The following is a 22,693-nucleotide window of genomic DNA, read 5'->3' as shown; positions in this document are numbered from 1 at the left end:
CCGGTTCACCTGCATTTCGCCGTATGTGCGGGGACACCGCCGGGCGTCAGCGCCCCGACGATCTCCGGAATCAGCGGCGCCAGGCCTGGCACCATCGAGAACGACACATCGCAGACATAGGCATCGACGTACGCGCCGCTCTGCGCCAGCCGCGCCAGTCCCTTCAGCACCAGCGGGAGGTTGTCGCCCATGAATTCGAATTTGTATTCGTTGTCCAGGAAATGTTGTGTGAACCCTGGCTCGCGGCGGAGAAATTCGTCCAGCATCGGCGCGTCCGCCCGTGCGAGTTGCGCCGCCCGGTCGACGACCCGGGACGCCTGATCCACCGAGCCGAGCAAGGTCTGCTTGTTCTTCTCCAGCCCGTCGAACACGGATCGGGTCCGCTCGATCACGGTGGTGAGGTTGCCGCTCTGTGCGGCCAGATTGCCCACGATCGTGGTGAGATTCGCGATCACCTGTCCCAGCACGTCGTCCGGTCCGGCGAACGATTGTGCCAGCTGGGTCGTCTGGGCGATCAGTACCGTGAGCGAACCGTTGTCGCCCTGCAGCGCCTTGATGAGCGCATCGGTGATGTTGTCGACCGCGGTGCGGTCCATCGTGCCGAACAACGGCTCGAAACCCTTGAGCAGTTTCGAGATATCGAACGACGGCTCCGTATTCTCCACGGGGACAACGGCTCCGGCCGGCAGCGGCGCCGGAGCACCCTTGCCGCCCCGTGCCAGACCGAGATAACGCTGGCCGATCAGATTCTGATAGGTGACCGACACGACCGTGTCCCCGTACAACGTCTGATCGTTCTGCACCTCGAATCCCACGCGGGCGCGGGACCCGTCGAGTCCGATGGAGTCGACCCGGCCCACCCGTACTCCCGCGACCCGGACGTCGTCACCGACCCGCAGGCCCGAGACATCGGTGAACTGGGCCGAATACTTCGCGGTGGCGCCGCCGACGCCGCGGTCCAGGATGACCGTGACGGTCCAGATCAGCGCGGCCGACACGACGGCGAAAACGATCAGCACGAGCAGCGACCTGCGATAGCTCATCGAGGGCCGCCATTCGGGTCGGGCGAAACCGTGACGGTCGTTCCCCGCGCGAGCGGACCGAAAAGGATGTCGGCGGCGGCATTCGGCGTTCCGCCGAGAATGCCGGCGATCCGCCGCTGCTCCTCGGGACTGCCCACCGGCCCGATATCGACCGGCCGGAACATGTCCGGCCGGAATCCGGGCGGCAGCGCCGCCGCCTCGGGCGCCGTCACCGGCGCGGTCGAGCAACTCGGGCCCGCCAGGTCGCCGTATCGCGGGCAATCCGCACGGTCGTACCGGCGGTTCGGCGTGAACTGCACGATCGCCTTGCCCACCATCATCTGCGCCTGGGGATCGAAGACCTGATCGCTGAACAATCCGGTGGTTCTGGTGAGCGAGGTGGTCATCTGGGTGAAATGGCTTGCGCCGTCGCCGAGTACGGCGAGGGGCGGTGACATGTGCGTGGTGATGTCGATGATGCGGTCGGCGTTGTGCGCCAGTGCCGCCTCGGCGGTGCCGGACGTGTGCAATCCGCCGGTGAGCAGGTCGGCGAGTTGCTGCCGCTGCTGGGCGAGGGTCAGCAGCGGCGAAATCGCGTGATGCAGCGTGTCGAGCAGTTCCGGCGCCGTCGCCTGCACCGATCGCAGCGCCGCCGCCAGCGCGTCGAGCGTCGACGGCGCTTCCCGGAGGGAGACGACCTTGCCGAGTTCTCTGACGATCTCGAGCAGGCGGGCCCCCGCGTCCTCGATCGCGGCGCCACGGCCCGCGGTGGCCTCGGCCAGGGTCGCCAGCATGCCGACGGCCTCGTCCGATTGCTCCCGGCCGACAGCGTCCAGGACGTGACGGAACTGATCCAGCGAGGATTGCAGCCGCACGGCCGACAGGCTGCGGTCCTGCGCGATGGTCGCCCCGGAGGTCACGGCGGGCGCCTCGCCGTTGTAGACCAATTGCACCGACGGCACCGCGAACACGTTGCTCGGTACGACGCGCGCGGTCACCGTGGCGGGCACCCGATTCGCGTACCGCGGATCCAGCTGGATGCGGACGGCGTTGCCGCCGATCTCGGCCGTCGGTGTCACCTCGACGACCGATCCGACCCGCACGCCCTGGAACTTCACATCCGACTTCGGCGGCAGACCGTCACCGGCGTCGGCCATCAGCGCGGTGACCACCACGGTCTCGCGTAATGCGCCGCGCGACACCGCGATCATGGCCGCCACGGCGACCGCGATGGCGGCGAGGAAGCAGATCCCGGTCAGCAACAGGCGCGGAGCGGAGGCTCCCCGTCCATCGGGATCGAAGACGCTCGGCATCGTTCACCCCCCGCCGTCGCGGCGAGCCACTACGTTCCCTGGGCTGCGCATCTGGCTCCCTTTCCGATCGAAACCGAACTACCGGAAAAGGTACCGTATCAATTACAGTTACATGGACTGTTTCGCTAACTCGTAGAGAAACCACGGCAGTGGATGGAACCGATGCCGGACCAAGCCGTCGCGGACGGCTTCCGGCCCTGGAGGAATGCGCTCGTGAGCCGAACCGAAGCCCCGTTTCGAGATGCGCCGATCTTCGACGCCGATCAGCACATGTACGAGACCCCCGATGCGCTGACCAGGTATCTCCCCGCGCAGTACGCGGGCGCCGTGCAGTACGCGCAGATCGGCCGGCAGACCCGGATCGTGATCAACAACAGGGTCACCGACTTCATCCCGAACCCGACCTTCGAACGTGTCGCCGCCCCCGGTGCGCACGAGAAGTTCTTCGCGGGCGAGAACACCGAGGGACTCACACTGCGAGAGATGCAGGGCCACTCCATAGAAGCGCCCGCCGCCACCCGCAATCCGGTGGACCGGGTCGCCGAACTCGACCGCCAGGGCGTGGTCGAGGCGCTGAACTATCCGACTCTGGCCAGCCTGGTCGAGCATTCCGCGGCCGAGGACCCCCAGCTGAACCTGGCGATCATCCACGCCCTCAACCAGTGGATGGCCGAGCACTGGACCTTCGACTACGCCGGTCGCATCTACTCGACACCGATCATCAATCTGTCCGAGGTCGACGCGGCACGGCGCGAGCTGGAATACATCCTTGCCCACGGCGCGCGGGTGGCGCTGATCAAGCCCGGGCCGGTGCACGGCCTGCACGGGTGGCGCTCGCCCGCGCTGCCCGAATTCGATCCGTTCTGGCGCGATGTCGAGACCGCCGGCCTGCCGATCGTGCTGCACGCGAGCTACCCACCGCTGGACGAGTACATCGCCAAGTGGGAGCCGCCGCACACCGCGAGCTTCATGGCGCAGAGTGCGTTTCGCTGGATGACCCTGGGACACCGCGAGATCGCCGACATGATCACCAGCCTCATCTGCCACGGCACCCTGACCCGGTTCCCCAAGCTGCGCATCGCCAGTGTGGAGAACGGCAGCTCGTGGATCTATCCGCTGTTCCACGACTTCGAAGACCTCTACAAGAAGATGCCCCAGAACTTCCCCGAACACCCGCACGACGTCTTCCGGCGCAATATCTGGGTCAGCCCGTTCTGGGAGGGTTGCGTGGCCGACGTGGTCGACACGGTCGGCTGGGACAAGGTCATGTTCGGATCGGACTATCCGCATCCGGAAGGTCTGGCCGAGCCGAAGGGCTACTGGAAATACGCCGAGGGCATGGACATTCGGCGCACCTACGACTTCATGGGCGACAACGCCCGCCGCCTGCTCGGCCTCCCCCTCGCGTGAATTAGTGCGAAAAGCCGTGCGGGTGCGCCGACAGGCACACCCGCACGGAAGTCTCGCGACCGGCCGCGCTTACCGCGGCTGGAATCGTTGCGCGCCGTCGATTCGCACGACTTCCCCGTTGATATACGGATTTTCGAGCAGGTGCTGAGCCAGTGCCGCGTATTCGTCCGGCGCCCCGAGTCGCTTCGGGAAGGGCACCGACGCGGCGAATTTCCCCAGCTTCTCCTCGCCGAGGAAATCCATGATGGGCGTGTGCATCGTGCCGGGCGCGATACTGTTCAACCGGATCCCGACCGAACTGAGATCCCGGGCGCCCGACAATGTCAGCCCGATCACGCCGCCCTTGGCCGCAGCGTACGCGGACTGACCGATCTGACCTTCGTAACCGGCGATCGAACTCGTCATGACGACGGCGCCGCGTTCACCGTCGGGCTTGGGATCCGATGTCGCGATCCTCGCCGCCGCCAAGCGCAACACGTTGTACGTCCCGCTCAGATACAACGCGATGGTGTCGGCGAAACCCTTGAAGGTGTGCGGGCTGCCGTCCTTGTTGACGACCTTCTCCAGCACGCCGAATCCACCGTGGGCGATCACGGCGTAACGCAGCACGCCCAGCTCGCCCGCCGCGGCGATCGCGGCCTCGACCGTCTCGTCGTCGAGCACGTCGGTACGCACATAAGCGACCTTGTTGCCGAGTTCGTCGGCCAACGCGGTGGCCTTCTCGTCGTTGACATCCGCGATGACGACCGCGGCGCCCGCCGCGTGCAACCGGCGCACGGTCGCCGCTCCCAAGCCACCGGCGCCACCGGTCACCAGCGCAACTTCACCTTCGAACGACACAGCGTCTCCTTACTTTCACGGGTCGATGTGCTCTGCCCTACGCACCTGTCCATTGCGGCGGGCGCTTCTCGGCGAATGCCTGCGCGCCCTCCTGCGCGTCCCTCGACTGGAACACCGGGACAATGAGTTCCAGCTGCTTCTGCCACATCTCCTCGGAACTCCAGTCGCCGGACTTGACGATGATCTCCTTGGTCTTCGCGACAGCCAGCGGTCCGTTCGCGGTGATCCGATCGGCGAGGGCCAACGCCGCCTCGAGCGCGCCGCCCGGCTCGGTGAGCAGGTTCACGAAGCCGAAGCCCGCCGCCTCCTCGGCGGTGAAATTGTCACCGGTCAGGGCCAATTCGAGGGCCTTCTGATGCGGGATGCGGTGCTGCAACCGCAACAGCGCCCCCGCTCCGGCGACCAAGCCGCGCTTGACCTCCGGGACACCGAACTGCGCGGTCTTGGCGGCGACGATCAGGTCCGTCGCGAGCACGATCTCGGTGCCCCCGGCGAGGGCGTATCCCTCGACCGCGGCGATGATCGGCTTGACCGGCGGCTTCTCGGTGAAGCCCAGGCCCCGCCCGGGCACGATCACCACCTCGCCCGCCGCGAAGGCCTTCAAATCCATTCCCGCGGAGAAGTTTCCACCGGCGCCGGTCACCACGGCGACCGACAGTTCCGGACTCTCGTCGAGTTCGTCGATCGCGTCCGCCAGTCCCTGACTGACCGCGGTGTCGACGGCGTTGCGCACATCCGGCCGGTTGATCGTGATGACCAGCGTGCGCCCGCGGCGCTCCCGCAGAACTACGTCCGACACCGGTAGCCTCCAGTTCGACTCGGCAGCTTTTGGTAAAGCTTACTATAATACTTCCAGTATATAAATCGACAAGGTCGCCGAGCTCAGACCTCGACCACGAGGGCGCCGCCCTGGCCGCCGCCGGCGCACATCGCCGCCACACCGATACCGCCACCGCGGCGCCGCAATTCGTAGAGCAGCGTGGTCACCATGCGCGCCCCGGACGCCGAAATCGGATGTCCCAGACTGCATCCGCTGCCGGAGAAGTTCACCAGTTCCTCGTCCAGACCGTGCTCGCGGCACGCGGCGATCGGTACCGACGCGAACGCCTCGTTGATCTCCCACAGCGCCACGTCGGCAGGCGCGAGACCGGCGCGATCCAGCACCTTGCCGATCACCTTGCCCGCCGCCAGGCCGTTGTCCGCGGGGGTCACCGCGGTGTTGGCCCACGCCCGCACGGTGCCCAGCACGTCGAGTCCCTCGGCCGCGGCGTAGTCGTCGCCGACCACCGTGACCGCCGCGGCGGCATCGTTGATACCGCTGCTGTTGCCCGCCGTGATCGAGAAGCCCTCGATCTCCGGGTGCAGCACCGGCAGCCCGGCCAGGCGCTCCGAAGTGGTGTCCCGGCGCGGGAATTCGTCGACCGCGAAGTCGACCACCGAGCCGTCGAGTTGCCGAATCTTCAACGGCACGATCTCGTCGAGGAACTTCCCGGCATCGATCGCGGCGACGGCACGCTGATGCGACCGCAACGCCCAGGCGTCCATCTCCGCACGACTGATCCCCGCCTTCTTCGCCGTGTTCCAGCCGACGGTGATCGCCATGTCGAGAGTCGGCGCGTCCGGCGTCTCGGGATGCGACGGCGGCATCCACGGTTCGACGAATTCGAGTTCGGCCTTGCCCGGCACCCGCCACTTCATCAGCGGCGCGGTCGACAGCGACTGCACACCACCGGCGACGATCACCCGCTCCATACCCGACACGATGTGCGCCGCCCCGTTGGCGATCGCGGTGAGGCTCCCCGTGCAGTGCCGGTTCACGGCCTGCCCCGGCACGCCGACCATGCCGCACGCCACCGCGGCATGCCGCGCCAGATCCCCTCCGCCGTAGTTCAATTCGGCCAGGATGACATCGTCCACGACGGCGGGATCGACCCGGGACCGGCGGACCGCCTCGGACAGGATCGTGCTCGCCAGTGTTTCCGAGGGCACATTCGCGAGCGCCCCTTTGAATGATCGTCCGATCGCCGTTCTGACGGCGCCGACGATGACGGGCTTGGCCATATCTCTCAACCTCTGAGCTGTCGAGCCACGCGTTCGGGCGCGGCGTAACCGATGATTTCTGCGCTTGTGCTATTTGCCCCAGGGCACGGCTTTGACGAAACCGCCCGCGTCCACCCGCAATTGGCTGCCGGTGATGTAGCGCGATTCGTCGCCGGCGAGGAAGACAACGAGATCGGAGACATCCTGCGGTTCGATGTACGGGATCGGCATCGCCTGCATCGCCGGGAAGGCCGCCTCGGCATCCTCGCGGGTCGGCGATGTCAGGTCCGGGCGGAACACCCGGTACATGCCCTCGTTGTGCAGCATGGCGGTGTTCACGTTGGTCGGGTGGACCGCGTTGATCCGGATCGACTGCTTCGCGAGTTGATTCGCCAGATCGTTGACATAGTGCGCGACAACCTGTTTCGCGAAACTGTACGCCGAGCCGCCGGGGCCCTGCTTCGTCGAGCTGCCCAGCTGCGCCGCCAGCGATCCGGTCGCGATGATGGATGCCCCGGCCTCGAGATACGGCAGACCGGCCTGGATCACGTTGAACACGCCCACCAGATCGGTGTCGATGGTGTCCGACCACGACCGGAGGGTCTGCCCGGTCCCCATCGCGGCGATACCGGCATTCGCCACCACGATGTCGAGCCCGCCCAGCGCCTGGACGCCCTCGGCGACCGCGCTGCGGACCGCGCCGCGCTCCCCGACATCGACGATCACCGGGTGGGCGCGCACGCCCTCCTTCTCGACCAGCCGCGCGGTCTCCTCCAGGTCTTCCGGGCGGGCCAGCGGATAGGTGTTGCCCTCCAGATCGGCGCAGATGTCCAGCGCGATGATGCTCGCGCCCGCGGCGGCGAGGTTGACGGCGTGCGACCGTCCCTGTCCGCGCGCGGCGCCCGATACCACCGCGACCTTGTTGTCCAATTTGCCCACTGGAGCACCTTTCGTTGTGACGGTCGGCCACCGGGCCGGGAATTGTTCAGCGCCGCCGCGGAATTCGGCAGCCGATGGTTTTCGTCTCGAGGTACTGCCGGAAACCCTCGAGGCCGCACTGGCGGCCGACTCCGCTGTTCTTGTAGCCGCCGAACGGAGCGTCGGCGCCGTAGAACATGCCACCGTTGACGCCGACCGCCCCGGTCCGGATACGCCGCGCGATGGCCATGCCGCGGTCCGTCGACGCCGACAGCACCGCACCGGCCAGCCCGTAGGCACTGTGGTCGGCTATGCGCACGGCCTCGTCGTCGTCATCGAACGGGATCATCACCACGACCGGGCCGAAGACCTCCTCCTGGGCGATCGGCAGGCCGGGGTCGTCGCACACGAACACCGTGGGTTCGACGTAGTAGCCGCCGGCCAGCGGCGGCGGCAACGTCCGCACCGCGCCGCCGCCGGTGATCAGGCGGGCGCCGTCCGCCGTGGCGCGAGCGCACGCGTCCAGAACCCGCTCGCGCTGCGCGGCGCTGATCACCGGGCCCACGACGGTGTCGGGTAGCGCCGGATCTCCCACCGGCACGGCCTGGAACGCCGCGGTGACACCGGCGACCAGATCGTCGAAGATGGTGCGGTGCACCAGCATTCGACTGGTCGCGGCGCAGGCCTGGCCCGCGTGCACGCAGACACCGGCCGCACTGCGGATCGCGGCCGCCGGATCGGCGTCGTCGAGCACGATCAGCGCCGATTTCCCGCCCAGTTCCAGGAAGGTCCGCTTCATCGTGTCGGCGCCCAGCCGCATGAGCGTGCGCCCGACCGCGGTCGACCCGGTGAACGAGACCATGTCGACCCGGGCATCGGTGCCCAGCAAGCCGGCGACCTCGTTCGACGGCGTGGGCACGACATTGACGACGCCGGGCGGGATGTCGGTGCGTTCGGCGATGAGCCGACCGAGCCGGGTGGCGTTCCAGGGCGTGTTCGGGTCCGGCTTGAGCACCACCGTATTACCGGCGGCCAGCGCGGGGCCGAGTTTGTTGAGCACCACCTCGATCGGATAGTTCGAGGGGCAGATCGCCGCGACCACACCCACCGGTTCCTGAACCACCGTGCGCACGTTGCGGTCACCGAACAGGCCGCCGCCGTCCAGCGTCCGTTCCCATTCGAAGGTGTCGATCAGCATCGACGGATAGCGCAGCGCCCCGGCCAGCGGCCAGTCCAGCTGGGCATTGCCCAGCGTCATGACCGGGCAGCCGACCTCGGCGACGAGTTCCTCGCCCAGTTCGTGCTTTTCGGACTCGAGCGCCTGCTGTAGCTGATCGAGGCACCGCCGGCGCAGCGCCCGGTTCGTCGACCAATCGGTCTCGTCGAATGCACGGCGCGCCGCCGCGATCGCCCGCAGCATGTCCCCCGAGTCCGCCGCGGCGGTATTGCCGAGCACCGCTCCGGTCGCGGGGTTCACATTGTCGAAGGTGGCGCCGGAGCCCGACCCGGTCAGCTCGCCGTCGATGAGCATGCGGGACTCGGCTCGCTCGGCGACGCGGCGCCCCCATTCCACACTGGGAACCGCGGGCTCCCCGACGATGTCGGTCACATCTCCTCCTGATCACCCGGCACAACCCTTCCCGGATGACTAACTGTAATCATTACCGTATAGTTCTTCAAGCTAGGTGGCAATCGTAGGAAAGGGAGCACCTATGTCGGGTCTGCTCAACGGCGTCCGGATAGTCGAACTCGCTTCGTGGACATACGTTCCCTGCGGCGGCGCCGCGCTGGCGGACTGGGGCGCGGACGTCATCAAGATCGAGGACACCCGGGGTGGCGATCCGTGCCGCGCCCTGATCGTGGGCGGGCTGGATCCCGCGCGGTCACCGGTGCGGGCCAACTTCATGATGGAGATCGGCAACCACGGAAAACGCAGCATCGGCGTGGATCTCAAGTCCGAGCGCGGACGCGCGATCGTGGGCGCGCTGATCGCGAGCGCCGATGTCTTCCTGACCAACTGGCTGCCCGGCCCGCTGCAGCGCGCGGGGCTGACGGTCGAGCAGATCCGGGAGTTCAACCCGAACGTGATCATCGCCCGCGGCAGCGGCCACGGCAGCCGGGGACCGGAGCAGGACCGCGGCGGATTCGACGCCGCCAGTTATCTCGCCCGCGCCGGCGTGGCGTACGCCCTGACCCCGCCGGACGTGGAGTTCCCGGTCACCCAGGCGCCGGCGTTCGGCGATCTCCAGGGCGGCATCACACTGGCCGGCGGCATCGCGGCCGCGCTGTTCCACCGCGAGCGCACCGGACACGCACCCCTCGTGGACAGTTCGCTACTCGCGCAAGGGATGTGGGCCGTGGCGCCCGACATCGCGGCCGCCGACTACTACGGCATCGACCGCATCCCGGCCGGCCCGGCCGGCACCTCACTGAATCCGGCGGTCAACCGCTACCGGACCCGCGACGGTCGGTGGGTGCAGCTGATGCTGCTGCAGGCCGACCGCTTCTGGAAGGGCTTCTGCGAGCGCATCGGCCGACCGGATATGGCCACCGACGAGCGGTTCACCCCCTTGACCAATCTCGTCGTCAATCAGGAGGCCGCCACCGCCGAACTGCGCAAGACCTTCGCCGAGCGGGATCTCGCCGAGTGGCAGCAGGTGCTCGCCGACGAACCCGCGGTCTGGGCCACCCTGGCCAGTCCGCAGGAGGTCCTGGACGACCCGCAGGTGGCCGCCAACGGCTACCTGATGACCGTCGCCGACGACGCGGGCAAGAACTACCGAACCGTCAGCGCCCCGGTGCAATTCGACGAGACGCCGGCGCCGCCGAGCCGCGCGCCCGAATACGGCGAACACACCGAGACCATCCTGCTCGAGCTGGGCATGGACTGGGACGACATCATCGCCGCCAAAGAAGCGGGCGCCATCCTCTGACCGCTCGCGGACCCGACTCGAAAGCCAGGTCTGCGAGACCCGGGTCATCCGATGCTCGTCAGTCCTTGCCGGCGAGATGGGCGGTGGCCGCGTCGATCTGGGACCGGAACGCCGCCAGCTTCTCGTCGGCCGTGCTCTGGTGGTGACTGCGCGCCTTGATACTGACATCGTGGTCGCCCGCCGCTGCCCGCAGCGCGCCGACGGTGGCCTTCTCGCGCGGGACATGCTGGAACGGGTCGAACGAGTACCACCGCAGCGCGTTGAGATGAGTCATCTTGTCGATCTCGGTATCGGTCACGTTGTGCGCCTTGAAGACCGAGTCCAGTTCCTCGGGCGCGCCGGGCCACATGGAGTCGCTGTGCGGATAGTCCATTTCCCAGGCGATATTGTCGATGCCGATATCGTTGCGCAGCCGGACGCCGACGGGATCGCTGATGAAGCAGGTCAGGAAGTGCTCGCGGAAGATCTCGCTCGGCAGCTTGCCCCCGAAGTCCTGCATCGTCCACGTCGAGTGCATTTCGAAGGTCCGGTCGATCCGTTCCAGGAAATAGGGGATCCAGCCCGTGCCGCCCTCGGAGAGCCCGATCTTCAGGTCCTTGTACTCCTTCACGGGGCGTGACCAGAGCAGGTCGGCGGCGGCCGAGACGATATTCATCGGTTGCAGTGTGATCATCACGTCGGGCGGGGAATCCGACGCCGGAATGGACAGGGTGCCGGAGGAACCGATATGAACATTCAGCACGGTGTCGGTCTCCACGAGAGCCTGCCACAGCGGATTCCAGTGCTCGCTGTGGAAACTCGGATAGCCCAGGGCCGCGGGGTTTTCGGTGAAGGTGAGCGAATGCACGCCCTTCTTCGAGACCCGGCGCACCTCCGCCGCGCACAGTTCGGCATCCCAGATCACCGGCAGCGCCATCGGGATGAAGCGGCCCGGGTAGGCGCCGCACCACTCGTCGATATGCCAGTCGTTGTACGCGCGCACCAACGCGAGCGAGAATTCGGAGTCCTCGGTGGCGAACAGACGGGCGGCGAACCCCGGAAAAGAGGGGAAGTTCATCTGGGCCAAGACGCCGCCGGCGTTCATATCCTTCACGCGCTCGTCGACGTCATAACAGCCGGGCCGGATCTCGTCGAGTCCTTCGGGTTCGAGCCCGTACTCCTCCTTCGGACGGCCGGCCACCGCGTTGAGCGCCACGTTCGGGATGACCCGATCGCGGAACTTCCACATGTCCGCGCCGTTGTCCATGTGCACCAGCCGGGGCGCGTCGTCGGCGTACCTGGCAGGTAGGTGATTGGCGAACATATCGGGCGGTTCGATGATGTGGTCGTCGACGCTGACGAGGATCATATCGTTCTTGTCCACGGAGGTACTCCTTCCGAGTACTATACTGTAATGCTAACTATAATCGTTTTGGTTCACCGCGCGACGAAGGTCGTCGCATCGAGGATCAGCACGACCCGGTCCTCCACATCGGCGGGCAGTTCGATGTCGGTGTCCCCGTAGCGCTCGCTCAGTTCCGAGTAGAACTTGCCGTCCTGGTCGCCCTGCACGGTGACCAGCCAGCCCCGCGTCTCGAGGCATCGCGACGGCTCGTCCGGGTCGGTGACGAGGAACGAGTAGTTCGGATTCGCCTGCAGGCTGGTGAATTTCCGCCGGGGAATGGTGTGGCTCATCCGCAGGTGCGCACCGTCCCAGGTGAACCGCATCGGCGACTGGTCCGGCGATCCGTTCGGTGTCACAGTGGCGAGCACCCCGACGAGCGGCCGGCGCAGGAGGTCCTCGAGTCCGGCGGGAATTTTCGAGTTCATGGCTCCACCTAGAAGATTTACCGTTGACATTACCGTAAGCTATCATCCAAATGCTGCGAACGGGGTGAGGAACAAGCGATGCAGAGAATGATCAGCCCGGAGATCTCCAACTGGCCCGAGGATGATTTCCGCCTCGTCGGCGGGGCCTGCGACGACTGTGGTGCAACGGTTTTCCCCTGCAGGATATCTGCCCGCGGTGCAGCCGTTCTGCGATCGAGAGAATCCAACTACCGGAACGCGGAACTCTGATTGCCTGGACGACCCAGGGGTTCCTGCCCGGGCCGCCGTATCTCGGGAACGAGACGGCGGCGACCTTCGTCCCCTTCGGCGTCGGCCTGGTCCAGCTCGGCGATGTCATCCGGGTCGAAGGCCGGCTCACCGAGAACGATCCGGACAAGCTGGCGTTCGGAATGGAAGTCGCCCTGACCGCCGTGCCGCTGGGCACCGACAGCGCCGGCGACGACGTACTCACCTTCGCCTTCCGGCCGCTCTGACCACGAGGAGTTCACATGACCAACGACGTAGCGATCGTCGGCATCGGGATACACCCGTTCGGCCGCTTCGAGGGCAAGACGGCAATGCGGATGGGAACCGACGCGATCCGCGCCGCGCTGGCCGACGCCGGGCTGGAATGGCGGGATATCCAGTTCGCGGTCGGGGGCAGCTGGGAGGTGGCCAACCCCGACGCCATCGTCGGCATGATGGGGCTCACCGGCATCCCGTTCACGAATGTGTTCAATGCCTGCGCCACCTCGGCGAGCGCCACCGAGGCCTGCGCGGACGCCATCCGGCTCGGCAAGTACGACATCGGCATCGCGATCGGCATGGACAAACACCCCCGCGGCGCGTTCACCGTCGACCCGACCCTGGTCGGAATGCCGAAGTGGTACGGCGAGAACGGCCAGTACCTGACCACGCAGTTCTTCGGGATGAAGGCCAATCGCTATCTGCACGACCACGAGATCTCCGTCCGGACTCTGGCCAAGGTCGCGGCGAAGAACTATCGCAACGGCGGGCTGAATCCGAACGCGTTCCGCCGCAAGCCGATTCCCGAGGCGGAGATCCTGGCCGCGCCGGTGCTCAATTACCCGTTGACGCACTACATGTTCTGCGCGCCGGACGAGGGCGCCGCCGCGGTGATCATGTGCCGCGCCGATCTCGCTCATCGCTTCTCCGCCAAACCGGTATTCGTGCGCGCGGTCGAGATCCGCACCCGCAAGTACGGCGCCTACGAGGTGAACACCACCTACGCGCCGGTCCAGGAGGATGTGGCGCCCTCGGTGTATGCCTCCCGCGCGGCGTTCGAGTCCGCGGGGATATCGCCGACCGATATCGACGTCGCCCAGCTCCAGGACACCGACGCCGGAGCCGAGGTCATCCACATGGCCGAGGCCGGCCTGTGCGCCCACGGCGACCAGGAGAAGCTGATCGCCGAGGGCGCCACCGAGATCACCGGTTCGATGCCGGTCAACACCGACGGCGGACTCATCGCGAACGGCGAGCCGATCGGCGCGTCGGGGATGCGCCAGCTGCACGAACTCGTCCTGCAACTGCGCGGAACCGCCGGCGCCCGCCAGGTCGCGGGTGCGCCCAAGGCGGGGTTCGCACTGCTCTACGGCGCTCCCGGTACCGCCGGGGCCACGATCGTCACCACCTGACCCGGCGGGTCCGATTCCACCTGGCGTTTCCAGATCTCGAGCAGGTCCGCGGTGGTCGTGTCGCTCATGCCGGAGTGCCGACCGGGGGCACGTCGTAGAACTGGGTGGCCCACTTGCGCAGCGACAGATACGGTTTCGCGTCCTTCGGCGACAGCGGCGGACGCTCGACGTACTTCTGATGACGCCAGATGCTCAGGTCTTCCCACACGGTCACCAGGAACTGCCTCTCGACGCGCTCCCGGACCTCCGGGGGTGGCACATCGGACTCGTCGCCCGGATTCCGCGGCCACCAGATCGAATAGAACAGATCCGAGCATTCGTCGTCGACGGGGGTCGTGGCGAAGATGAGCCGGTGCTTCGACGATCCCTCGAACGCGCTGATGGATCCGCCGAGACCGAACATCTGCGCGTGGATCTTCAAGGCCATCTTGTCCGGGTCGTCGCTGCGCGCGTCGGGCCACCCGGTGAGGAACGACCAGGTGTGGCCGGACTCGCCCCAGTCCAGCATCCGCGGGGTCACGGTGGCGCCGTGCACATATTCGAAATGCAGGCTGTCCGGGCCGTTTTCGAGCACGACCTGGGGGTGTACCGGCTCCCGCTCGGACTTGCGGGAGAACTCCGGGTACGGGCGGTAGTAGCCCGACGGATCGGTCCCGACCTCCGGGAACAGCCCGAAGATATCGGGCATCTCCCACTGCGGTTGCCTGCCTTCCGGCTGGTGCCACATGAACACACAGCCGTTCTGTTCGTCGACCGGATAGACCCGCAACCGCAGGCCGCGATTCGTCCGGTCCGTGCCGGGGATCTTGCGGTTGCGGCCGTCGGGTCCCCACCGCCACCCGTGGAACGGGCATTCGACGCAGTCGCCGACCACCTTGCCGCCGTAGCCGATGTGGGCGCCGAGATGCCGGCAGTGCCCGGTCAGGATGTGCAGTTCGCCGGACTCGTCGCGGTAGGCGACGAGATCCTCGCCGAAGTACCGCAGCGGCCGGACCTCACCTTGGGGAAATTCGGCCGACCACCCGACCATGAACCACCCGGTGACCTTCCAGGTGAAAGGAACCTTCACGTCACACCGCCTTGGGCGGGGCGTAGTGGGGACGGCCGAGGCCGAGCACGTGCTGTGCGATGAGGTTGCGGAAGACCTCGAGCGTGCCGCCGTAGATGCCGCACAGCGGCGCCCAGCGGTAGATGTATTCGGCCCCGCCGTCGTCGGCGGCGCCCTCGGCGCCGATCGGCAGGACCGAGGCCGGCCCGAGGATGTCCATGAGGTCCGGGGAGATATCCCGCATCGCCTGGGCGATCGCGACGCGGCCGAACATGTTCGGCGTCGACAGCGCCGCCTCCATCCGGGCGATGCTGCGCCCCAGCCGATAGGCGACCGACCCGTCGTCGAGCAACCGGCGACCGTCGGGGCCGCGCCGCGCGGCGATCGCCGTGGCCCGGTCCGCCGAGGTCGCCATGATCGTTCCCTGATGAATCATGATCGACACGTCCTGCAGGCCGTCCGCGGCCATGTCCACGATGCCGTGTTCGGTGCTGAGCGGCTCCATGAGCACCCGCCAGCCGTCGTTCACCTCGCCCAGCCGGTATTTGTCGTCGATCCGGACGTCGGTGTAGTAGACGATGTTGGTGCGGTCGCCGTCCACCGTCCGGATGCCCTGGATCTCGATGCCCGGGGTGTCCAGTGGGACCAGGAACATGGTGAGGCTCTTGTGTTTTCGCGCCTCGGGAGCGGTATTGGTGATGAGGAAGACGTACTGGCAGTTGTGCGCGCCGGTGGTGAACATCTTGGCGCCGTTGATGATCCACTGATTCCCGTCGCGCACGGCCCGGGTCTTGCTCGTGGCGATATCGGACCCGCCGTCGGGCTCGGTGTAGCCCAGGCACAGGCGGACCGCGCCGCTGCGCACCCGGGGCAGCACCTCTTCCCGCAATTCCGGGGAACCGAACTGCTCGACCGATTTCGCGACGATGACCGTGGTGCCCCAGGTGACCCACGGGACGTGGACGCGACGCCGCTCCAGATCCCAGATCCGTCGCTGCACCCGCGTCATGCCGCCGTCGGCGCCGGTGTCCAGCTCGGCGGCCAGCCAGCCCTCGGCGCCCATGGCCAGGTGCACCCCTTCGTCGAAGTTGTCCCCCGTTTCGCGGTCACGCCGCCGCACGTCGTCGGTGACATGGGTGTCGAGGAACTTGCGTACGCGATCGCGGAAGTCCGCGTCTTCCGCGGATAGCTCGACTCGGGAAAAGTCCATCGGTATCTCCGTCCTATGCCTGTGCCGACAGTTCGGCGACTCGCACCGCGGCGGCGCCGGGGTCGCCCGCCGCCAACGGCCAGCCCCGGGCCCGCACCAGATATGCCGAAGCGGCCGCCTCGGTGGTCACCCCCAGCCCGCCTTGAACGTGCACGGCCATGGTGGCCGCCTTCGCGGCCTCCTCGGCCAGGTAGACGTAGGCCGCCGACGCGAGGGCGGGCTGGGCGCCGGGTTCGTATTCGAGGAACCAGGCCGCCCGCCGCACCAGGTTGCGCCCGCCCTGTACGACGATCGCGATATTGGCCAGCGGATGCGATATGCCCTGCAGCGTCGAGATCGGAACACCCATGGTGTAGCGGGTTTTCGCGAATTCGACCGCGATCCGCAGGGTCTCCTCGACGAGTCCGACCAAGGCGGCGGCGGTGAGCACCCGCCATTCGTCCAGGGCGCGTTCGTAGTGTGCGAGCGCCTCCGTCCCGCTCGCCAGCACCGTACGCCCGTCGGCCGCCGCCGGATCGATCCACGCCATGGGCAGCCGCCCGATATTGTCGACCTTCGCCGGTCGGGTGGCGAAGGTCAGGCGGACGATATCGTCGCCCTCGCGGACCACGATGTGATCGGCGACCGACCCCGCGGCGATCAACCGGGCGCCCTCGGCGGCATCGGGACGCGGATCCAGCGTGACCACCTGCCTGCCCGCGACCACATCGGCCGCATCCTCGGCATCGGATCCCAGGGCTGCGAGGTTCGCCAGCAGCCGGGTCGCGCACACGTGGTCGATCCACGGCACCGGCGCGATCGCCCGCCCGAGTTCCTCCGCGACCAGGGTGAGATCGACCAGCGTCGCGCCGTCGCCGCCGACCGACTCGGGCAACGCCATGGTGGTCGCGCCGGTGCCGCACAGCTGCTCCCACAGATTCTTGTCGAATCCCGCCGGTTCGGCCGCGCGCACCACCTCGATCGGGCATCGCGTCCTGACGAACTTCGCGTAGGTGGCCTGCAGTTCGGTCTGGTCTTGCGACAGGCTGTAATCCTGTCTGCGCAATTCGTAGCGGTCCATCGTCATCGCTCCTGGTTCCCGGCACGGTCACCGACGCTCGGGCGGGTGAAAAAGAATTCCTCCGCGTTGTTGTAGAGATAGTTGTCCAGCACGTCGTCGGGCAGTTCGAGCGCGAGTGCCTCCGGGACCACCCGGTGCATGCGGAGGACCGGCCAGTCCGAGCCGAAGATCACCTTCCGCTTGCCCCGGGTCCGCATGAAATGCAGGAGACTGCCGGGGAGCCGCTTCGGCGACCACGCCGACGTCATCAGGCGCAGATTCTCGTATTTCATCAGCAAGCGAATCGCGGTGTCCCACCAGGGATCAGCGCCGTGGATCATGCACAGCCGCAACTCCGGAAACCGGTAGCACACCCGGTCCAGATAGATCGGATTCTGTACCTCACCGGGAATCGGCGGGCCCGGCAGACCGGTATTCATGCACAGCGGCAGGCCCAGCTCGGCGCATTTGTAGTAGAGCGGGTAGTACACCGCGTCGGTAGGCGGATACCGGCCGTCGCCCCAGAAGCTCGGACCCACCGTCGTGTACACCACCGGAAGGTCGTTCACCAGCGCGTCGAGTTCGCGCAGGGACGACACCGGATGCAACAGGTCGACCCCGTTGAGCGCCAACGAGAATCGGTCCGGCCGGGCCTCGACGAATTTCAATGCGGTATTCGACGGCTTGGCCATCGAATACATCAGCACCGCCTTCTCGACGCCGTTCTCGTCCATCTCGCCGAGCAATTCGGCGAGATCGACCTGCTCGTACAGCGAGGCCGGGCCCTTGAAGTAGTCGTCGCGGACCTTCAGCATCCACGACGGCTGCTCGCGTTCACCGAAATGAACGTTCGCCAGGCAGTCGATTACTTTGCGCACGGTCATGCCCCCACCTCCTCCGAGCCGACCTCTTCGGCGACGCTCGGCGCCACCCGTTTCGCGGCCCACCGGTAGTCGGGCTTCCCGTTTCCGAGCCGTCGGATCTCCGCCACGAAAATGAATTCCTTCGGCACCTTGAACCCGGCCAGTTCGGCCTTGCACGCCCGCCGTAGCACCGCGTCGGTAACGGTCTCGCCCGGCCTGCGGCACACCAGCGCCACCACCTCCTGACCCCACCGCGGGCTCGGCCGGCCGATCACCAGCGCGTCGACGATCTCGGGATGTGCCCGCAGCACCTGTTCGACCTCTTCGACGAACACCTTCTCGCCACCGGTGTTCACGACCAGTGCGTCGCGGCCGAGCAGCCGGAGGGTGCCGTCGCCGTCGACGGTCGCCCGGTCGCCGGGTATCGCCATCCGCTTGCCGTCGATCACCGGGAAGGTGCGTTCGGTCGCCTCCCGGTCGTGGAAATACCCGAGCGGGACGCGGCCCGCCCGGGCCGCCCACCCGACCTCCGTATCACCGGGTTCGAGGAATCGGGTGCGGTCGTGCGACACGGCCGTGGCGCCCGGACCCGGAGCGAACGTCTCGACCTCGGCGCCCTGGCGGCTCCGCCCGAAGGCCATGCCACCGGTCTCGGACGCACCGTAACCCTCCACGACCATCACGTGCGGAAGCAGTTCGAGCAGTTGTCGCTTGTACACCGGGTTGGTCGCCGCACCACCGCTTCCGATGGCGAGCAACGAGGGCAACTCGTAACGGCCCGTGTGCAATTCGCGCACCAGCGGCCCGGCGTAGGCGTCGCCGACGATCGTCATGAGCGCGGCGTTCTCGCGCTGGGCGATCTCCAGCGCGTGCCGCGGATCGAAGGGTTTCCGGTCGTCGTACAGCACGATCGTCTGCCCGGCCAGCAGCCCCGCGAACGCGGTCCAGATGCCCGCGGCATGCGACAGCGGCGACACCGCGAACCAGACCTGCCCGGTCATTCGAACGAGTTCGCGCAGGGGCTGCGCGGAGTCGTGGTCGGCGCCGTTCATCGACGACACGTACATATCGCTCTGCCGCCACAGCACGCCTTTCGGCCGTCCGGTGGTTCCGCCGGTGCACATCATCACCAGATCGTCCGGCGAGGTCGGGATCGCCCGCTCGGCATCGCCGCGGCGCACCGCCTCGTCGAACGAGATCGTGCCCGCCGGCTCGGCCGCGACACTGCCGTCCTCGATCGAGATCAGCAGTTCGGCGTCCTGTGGTGCCGCCGCCGCGACGATCGGGCCGAAGGACCGATGGAAGACGATGCCGCGCGGCTTCACATACGCCAGCAGATCCCGGATCTCCCCGGGCGTGTACTGGGTGTTGATATTGACCGGGACAGTGCGCGCCCCGAGGCAGCCGAGCATGACATCGGGGTACAGGTCGTTGCGCATGAGCAGCGCGACGCGGTCCTGACCGCACTCCCACCGCCGCAACCGACGCCGGGGCGTCCGCTCACCGAAACCGCTGTCCGCCAAGAAGTTCGCGAATCGCCGCGCCCGCGCCGCCGATTCCCCGAAGGTACTCCGCCGGTCGCCGCAGACGGTCATCGTCCGGTCCGGGACGGCCTGCGCGACCGCGTCGAAGACCGCGCCGATACTCCACTCGCTCAACGCGATCCTCCGCTCCCGGCGCTCACCGTGCTCTCGCCCGCCTCACGCGACCGCGGCGACGGGCAGGCCCAGGAATTCGCGGGCGTTGTCGCGCATGATCTTTCGTACGTCGGCCGCGTCGAAGGACGTCAGTTCCTCGGTGAAGGCCACCGGCTCCTCCAGGCCCTCGCCGTGCGGCCAGTCCGAACCGAACAGGATGCGGTCGGTGCCGAGCGTCTGCGCCAGTCGCGGCAGATCGTCCTCGTAGTACGGCGCCACCCACACGTGCTCGCGCAGGGTGTCGACCGGATCATGGGGGAACGCCTTCGGAGACTGATTGGCCAGCTTCTTCATTCGCTTGCTCAGCCGGTGCACGAAGTCCGAGCCGTTCTCGATACTCGCCACGCGCAGCGCCGGATGACGATCGAAGACGCCGTGGATGATCAGCGAGGCCATCGTGTCGTGGATCGCGCGATCGTCCACCAGGATCTTGTCCAGCGCGTCCCCGGGACCGAACGGCTCGAAGGTGTCCTTGCCGCCCCACATGGCGGCGATCCTCAGATATCCGCTGTCGCCCAGGTGGAATGCGACCGGGACATTCGCCTCGGCCAGCCGCGCCCACACCGGATCGTGCGCTCGATCACCGAGGGAGCGCGGCTTACCGACGCCGGGCACCGGCGCCGGCCGGATGTGCACCACGCGCGCGCCGCGTTCCAGCACGAAGTCGACCTCCGCGACGGCCGCCGCGGGGTCGGCCAGCGAGATCATCGGCGCCGCAACGATCTTGCCGTCCGGCCGGTCGAAGCCCCAGTCCTCGTCCAGCCACAGATTGAAGGCGTGCAGCGATGCCATCGTGGCCTCGATATCGCCGCGCAGGGCCTCTTCCACTCCGCAACCGAAAGTCGGGAACAGGAAGATCGTCTCGATCCCCTGCTTGTCGACCACCGCCGCCCGGGCGTCCCGCTCACGGTATTCCGGCCGCAGTTCCAGGCTCTCGACCCGCATCAGCGTGGCCGGGTCCACGCCCTCGGGAACCTGACCGCGGAAGATCAGATCCAGGCAACCCGGCACGATGATCGGGTCGAAGGTCGGATTGGGGATGAACCGATTCACCCGGTTGCCGATGATGGCCGTGTGGTACTTGCCGTCTCGGACGATCTGCACGCCACGCCGCCGAAACCTCTTGTCCAGGTGGCGGGTGAACGCGTCCAGCGGCTCGTAGTAATGGTTGTCGACGTCGATCGCCTTGTAGTCGAGCGCGGTCATCAGCGTCCTTTCGTCTCGCCGGATGGTCGTTCCGACATATCCGGCGGTCGGCCTGTGCGTCTGTGTCGTCGGCAGACCTGCCGAAGGTCGAATAGATATGTCTACTGTATACCTATCTATAGTGCGGCGCACAGGGATTCCCGGCGCCTCCCGGCACGATCGGGTCAGGGCATGATCACCGTGCGGGTCACGGGCTCCGCCGCGGCCTGCCGGGCATAGATACCCCTCTGCACCGATCCCAGCAGGGCGTTTCGTGTCTCCTCGGGACTGATGAGTTCGTCGAAACCCATGTGCTCCGCGGAGAAGTACGACGCCTGCAGTTCCATCTCCCGCAGCTGAGCCGCGAGATCCTCCTCGGCCTGCGACGCGTTGCTCAACGCGGCCGCCCCCATCGCGCCCATGGTCGCCCCCGGATACGCGAAAGTCGACTGCTGGCCGTCGAATCCGATCAGCGACATCACCATGGAGCCGAACCCGTAGGCTTTGCGCAGGGTCAGGTGCACCTTCAGCGTCGTCGCCGCGGTCTGTGCGACGAACATCCTTGCGCCGCTGCGCAATACACCCTCGCGCTCGGACTCGCTGCCCGGCAGCATGCCGGGGTTGTCGGCCAGGAAGACGATCGGCAGATGGAAGGCGTCGGCGACCGAGATGAAGTGGGCGGCCTTGTCGGCGGCATCGGAGTCGATCGAACCCGCCAGCACCTGGGGCTGATTGGCGACCACCGCGACCGGATGACCGCCGAGATGCGCGAGCGCGCAGATGATGGCCCGGCCGAAACCGGGCTGCACCTCGAACCAATCGGTGCCGTCGAACACCACGTCCAGCACCGCGCGCATGTCATAGCCGTGCTGGTTGTCCCGGGAGATGATGTCCAGCAGTTCCGGGGTGGCCCGCGGTCCGGTGGTGTCGTCGGGCAGGTATACCGGCGGATAGGACCACGCGCTCGGCGGAAAATACGACAGATAGCGCCGGATCTCGTCCAGCACGGCGTCATCGGTGTCGGCCACGTTGTGGATGACGCCGCTCGGCAGCGCGACAGCGGGCCCGCCGAGATCCTCCTTCGACACGTCTTCGCCCGTGGACACCTTCACCACCGGCGGCCCCGCGGTGAAGATCGCGCCTTGGCGGCTCATGATCGCGAAATCGGACACCGGCGCGACGAGGGCCCCGTGCCCCGCGGACGCCCCGAGCACACCGGTCACCATCGGAACCCGGCCGGAGCATTTCGCCTGCGCCAGCAGATCGGTCGGGGTGCGCCCGTAATGGCTGCCGCTGGCCCGGAACCCCGCGCCCTCCAACAGCATCACCAGCGGCACCTTGTTGCGCACCGCCAGTTCGGCCACTCGATACCGCTTCGAATTGCTGCCCGGCGCAATGGTTCCGGCCAGACTCGTGAAATCCTCCGCACCCACCATCACCGGGAAGCCGTTGACGAGACCCGAGCCGGTCACGATCGCGTCGGCCGCCACCTCACCGCCGACGAGCGTGCCGAACTCCTGGAACGTCCCCGGGTCGAGCAGCCGTTCGATGCGCGCTCGCGCGTCCAGCTTGCCCTTGCCGCGGTGCTTGGCGACCCGCTCGGGGCCGCCCATCGCGCGCACGCGGTCCCGGCGCTGCTCGAGGTCCGCGAGCGTTTCCTTCCAGGTCTGGGCATTCGTCATCGGTTGTCCTGTCGGCATCGGTTCGC

At 67.3% G+C, this 22,693-nt stretch carries 19 protein-coding genes and 1 pseudogene; 4 read left to right on the top strand and 16 right to left on the bottom strand.

Annotated features, from left to right (window positions below):
- Window positions 1–5: 5 nt before the first annotated feature.
- Window positions 6–1,043 carry an MlaD family protein gene (locus ACFMRZ_RS00820; protein WP_400177459.1) on the bottom strand — a complete coding sequence of 346 codons (1,038 nt, stop codon included), beginning with the start codon at window positions 1,041–1,043 and terminating at the stop codon, window positions 6–8.
- Window positions 1,040–2,335: an MlaD family protein gene (locus tag ACFMRZ_RS00815; protein WP_400177458.1), complete on the bottom strand. Its 1,296-nt coding sequence runs from the start codon at window positions 2,333–2,335 to the stop codon at window positions 1,040–1,042. Before ACFMRZ_RS00815 ends, ACFMRZ_RS00820 begins: the two co-directional genes overlap by 4 nt.
- Before the next feature lie 270 nt (window positions 2,336–2,605).
- On the opposite strand from ACFMRZ_RS00815, the gene ACFMRZ_RS00810 reads away from it, so the two are divergent.
- The gene (locus ACFMRZ_RS00810) at window positions 2,606–3,745 is read left to right on the top strand and encodes an amidohydrolase family protein (protein ID WP_400182744.1); all 1,140 of its coding nucleotides are present in this window, start codon (window positions 2,606–2,608) and stop codon (window positions 3,743–3,745) included.
- A gap of 69 nt (window positions 3,746–3,814) precedes the next feature.
- Here the strand turns inward: ACFMRZ_RS00810 and ACFMRZ_RS00805 are convergent, their stop codons facing one another.
- From ACFMRZ_RS00805 to ACFMRZ_RS00785, 5 genes are all read right to left on the bottom strand, one after another.
- Complete coding sequence (locus ACFMRZ_RS00805) at window positions 3,815–4,585, bottom strand: SDR family NAD(P)-dependent oxidoreductase (protein WP_400177457.1); 771 nt, start codon at window positions 4,583–4,585, stop codon at window positions 3,815–3,817.
- 37 nt (window positions 4,586–4,622) lie between these two features.
- Complete coding sequence (locus tag ACFMRZ_RS00800; protein WP_400177456.1) at window positions 4,623–5,384, bottom strand: crotonase/enoyl-CoA hydratase family protein; 762 nt, start codon at window positions 5,382–5,384, stop codon at window positions 4,623–4,625.
- An 83-nt stretch (window positions 5,385–5,467) separates the two neighbouring features.
- Window positions 5,468–6,646 carry a thiolase family protein gene (locus ACFMRZ_RS00795; protein WP_400177455.1) on the bottom strand — a complete coding sequence of 393 codons (1,179 nt, stop codon included), beginning with the start codon at window positions 6,644–6,646 and terminating at the stop codon, window positions 5,468–5,470.
- A gap of 69 nt (window positions 6,647–6,715) precedes the next feature.
- Window positions 6,716–7,564 (bottom strand): mycofactocin-coupled SDR family oxidoreductase, encoded by an 849-nt coding sequence (locus ACFMRZ_RS00790; protein WP_400177454.1) that lies wholly within the window; start codon window positions 7,562–7,564, stop codon window positions 6,716–6,718.
- A gap of 46 nt (window positions 7,565–7,610) precedes the next feature.
- Window positions 7,611–9,074 (bottom strand): aldehyde dehydrogenase family protein, encoded by a 1,464-nt coding sequence (locus tag ACFMRZ_RS00785; protein WP_400182743.1) that lies wholly within the window; start codon window positions 9,072–9,074, stop codon window positions 7,611–7,613.
- Window positions 9,075–9,255: 181 nt separating this feature from the next.
- Here ACFMRZ_RS00785 and ACFMRZ_RS00780 point away from each other — a divergent pair, with 181 nt between their 5' ends.
- Window positions 9,256–10,476, top strand: coding sequence for a CaiB/BaiF CoA transferase family protein (locus tag ACFMRZ_RS00780; protein ID WP_400177453.1), 1,221 nt, complete (start codon window positions 9,256–9,258; stop codon window positions 10,474–10,476).
- Between the two features lie 58 nt (window positions 10,477–10,534).
- On the opposite strand, the gene ACFMRZ_RS00775 is transcribed toward ACFMRZ_RS00780, so the two are convergent.
- Both ACFMRZ_RS00775 and ACFMRZ_RS00770 read right to left on the bottom strand, forming a co-directional pair.
- The gene (locus tag ACFMRZ_RS00775; protein ID WP_280270724.1) at window positions 10,535–11,839 is read right to left on the bottom strand and encodes an amidohydrolase family protein; all 1,305 of its coding nucleotides are present in this window, start codon (window positions 11,837–11,839) and stop codon (window positions 10,535–10,537) included.
- A 53-nt stretch (window positions 11,840–11,892) separates the two neighbouring features.
- Window positions 11,893–12,285 carry a pyridoxamine 5'-phosphate oxidase family protein gene (locus tag ACFMRZ_RS00770; RefSeq protein WP_400177452.1) on the bottom strand — a complete coding sequence of 131 codons (393 nt, stop codon included), beginning with the start codon at window positions 12,283–12,285 and terminating at the stop codon, window positions 11,893–11,895.
- Between the two features lie 78 nt (window positions 12,286–12,363).
- Here ACFMRZ_RS00770 and ACFMRZ_RS00765 point away from each other — a divergent pair.
- Together ACFMRZ_RS00765 and ACFMRZ_RS00760 are read left to right on the top strand one after the other, a co-directional pair.
- Window positions 12,364–12,779 (top strand): annotated as a pseudogene (locus ACFMRZ_RS00765) (Zn-ribbon domain-containing OB-fold protein).
- Between the two features lie 15 nt (window positions 12,780–12,794).
- A complete protein-coding gene (locus ACFMRZ_RS00760) occupies window positions 12,795–13,943 on the top strand; it encodes a thiolase family protein (protein WP_280270727.1) in 1,149 nt (382 codons plus the stop codon).
- A 64-nt stretch (window positions 13,944–14,007) separates the two neighbouring features.
- Here the strand turns inward: ACFMRZ_RS00760 and ACFMRZ_RS00755 are convergent, their stop codons facing one another.
- The 7 genes from ACFMRZ_RS00755 to ACFMRZ_RS00725 form a co-directional block, all read right to left on the bottom strand.
- Window positions 14,008–15,012 carry a Rieske 2Fe-2S domain-containing protein gene (locus tag ACFMRZ_RS00755; RefSeq protein ID WP_400177451.1) on the bottom strand — a complete coding sequence of 335 codons (1,005 nt, stop codon included), beginning with the start codon at window positions 15,010–15,012 and terminating at the stop codon, window positions 14,008–14,010.
- A 1-nt stretch (window position 15,013) separates the two neighbouring features.
- Window positions 15,014–16,201, bottom strand: coding sequence for an acyl-CoA dehydrogenase family protein (locus ACFMRZ_RS00750; RefSeq protein WP_400177450.1), 1,188 nt, complete (start codon window positions 16,199–16,201; stop codon window positions 15,014–15,016).
- A gap of 13 nt (window positions 16,202–16,214) precedes the next feature.
- Window positions 16,215–17,261 (bottom strand): acyl-CoA dehydrogenase family protein, encoded by a 1,047-nt coding sequence (locus ACFMRZ_RS00745; RefSeq protein ID WP_400182742.1) that lies wholly within the window; start codon window positions 17,259–17,261, stop codon window positions 16,215–16,217.
- 2 nt (window positions 17,262–17,263) lie between these two features.
- Window positions 17,264–18,124 (bottom strand): amidohydrolase family protein, encoded by an 861-nt coding sequence (locus ACFMRZ_RS00740; RefSeq protein WP_400177449.1) that lies wholly within the window; start codon window positions 18,122–18,124, stop codon window positions 17,264–17,266.
- Window positions 18,121–19,761, bottom strand: a complete 1,641-nt coding sequence (locus ACFMRZ_RS00735; protein ID WP_400177448.1) for an acyl-CoA synthetase — start codon at window positions 19,759–19,761, stop codon at window positions 18,121–18,123. Before ACFMRZ_RS00735 ends, ACFMRZ_RS00740 begins: the two co-directional genes overlap by 4 nt.
- Before the next feature lie 42 nt (window positions 19,762–19,803).
- Entirely contained in the window at window positions 19,804–21,006 is a 1,203-nt protein-coding gene (locus ACFMRZ_RS00730; protein ID WP_400177447.1) for an amidohydrolase family protein, read from the bottom strand.
- Between the two features lie 164 nt (window positions 21,007–21,170).
- Entirely contained in the window at window positions 21,171–22,667 is a 1,497-nt protein-coding gene (locus ACFMRZ_RS00725; RefSeq protein WP_400177446.1) for an acyl-CoA carboxylase subunit beta, read from the bottom strand.
- Between the last annotated feature and the right edge of the window lie 26 nt (window positions 22,668–22,693).

It is taken from the genome of Nocardia sp. N2S4-5 (assembly GCF_044628355.1).
In the GTDB taxonomy this organism is placed as follows: domain Bacteria; phylum Actinomycetota; class Actinomycetes; order Mycobacteriales; family Mycobacteriaceae; genus Nocardia; species Nocardia wallacei_B.
Note: the sequence above shows the minus strand (reverse complement) of the source record. Positions and strands in the feature narration are given on the sequence as shown.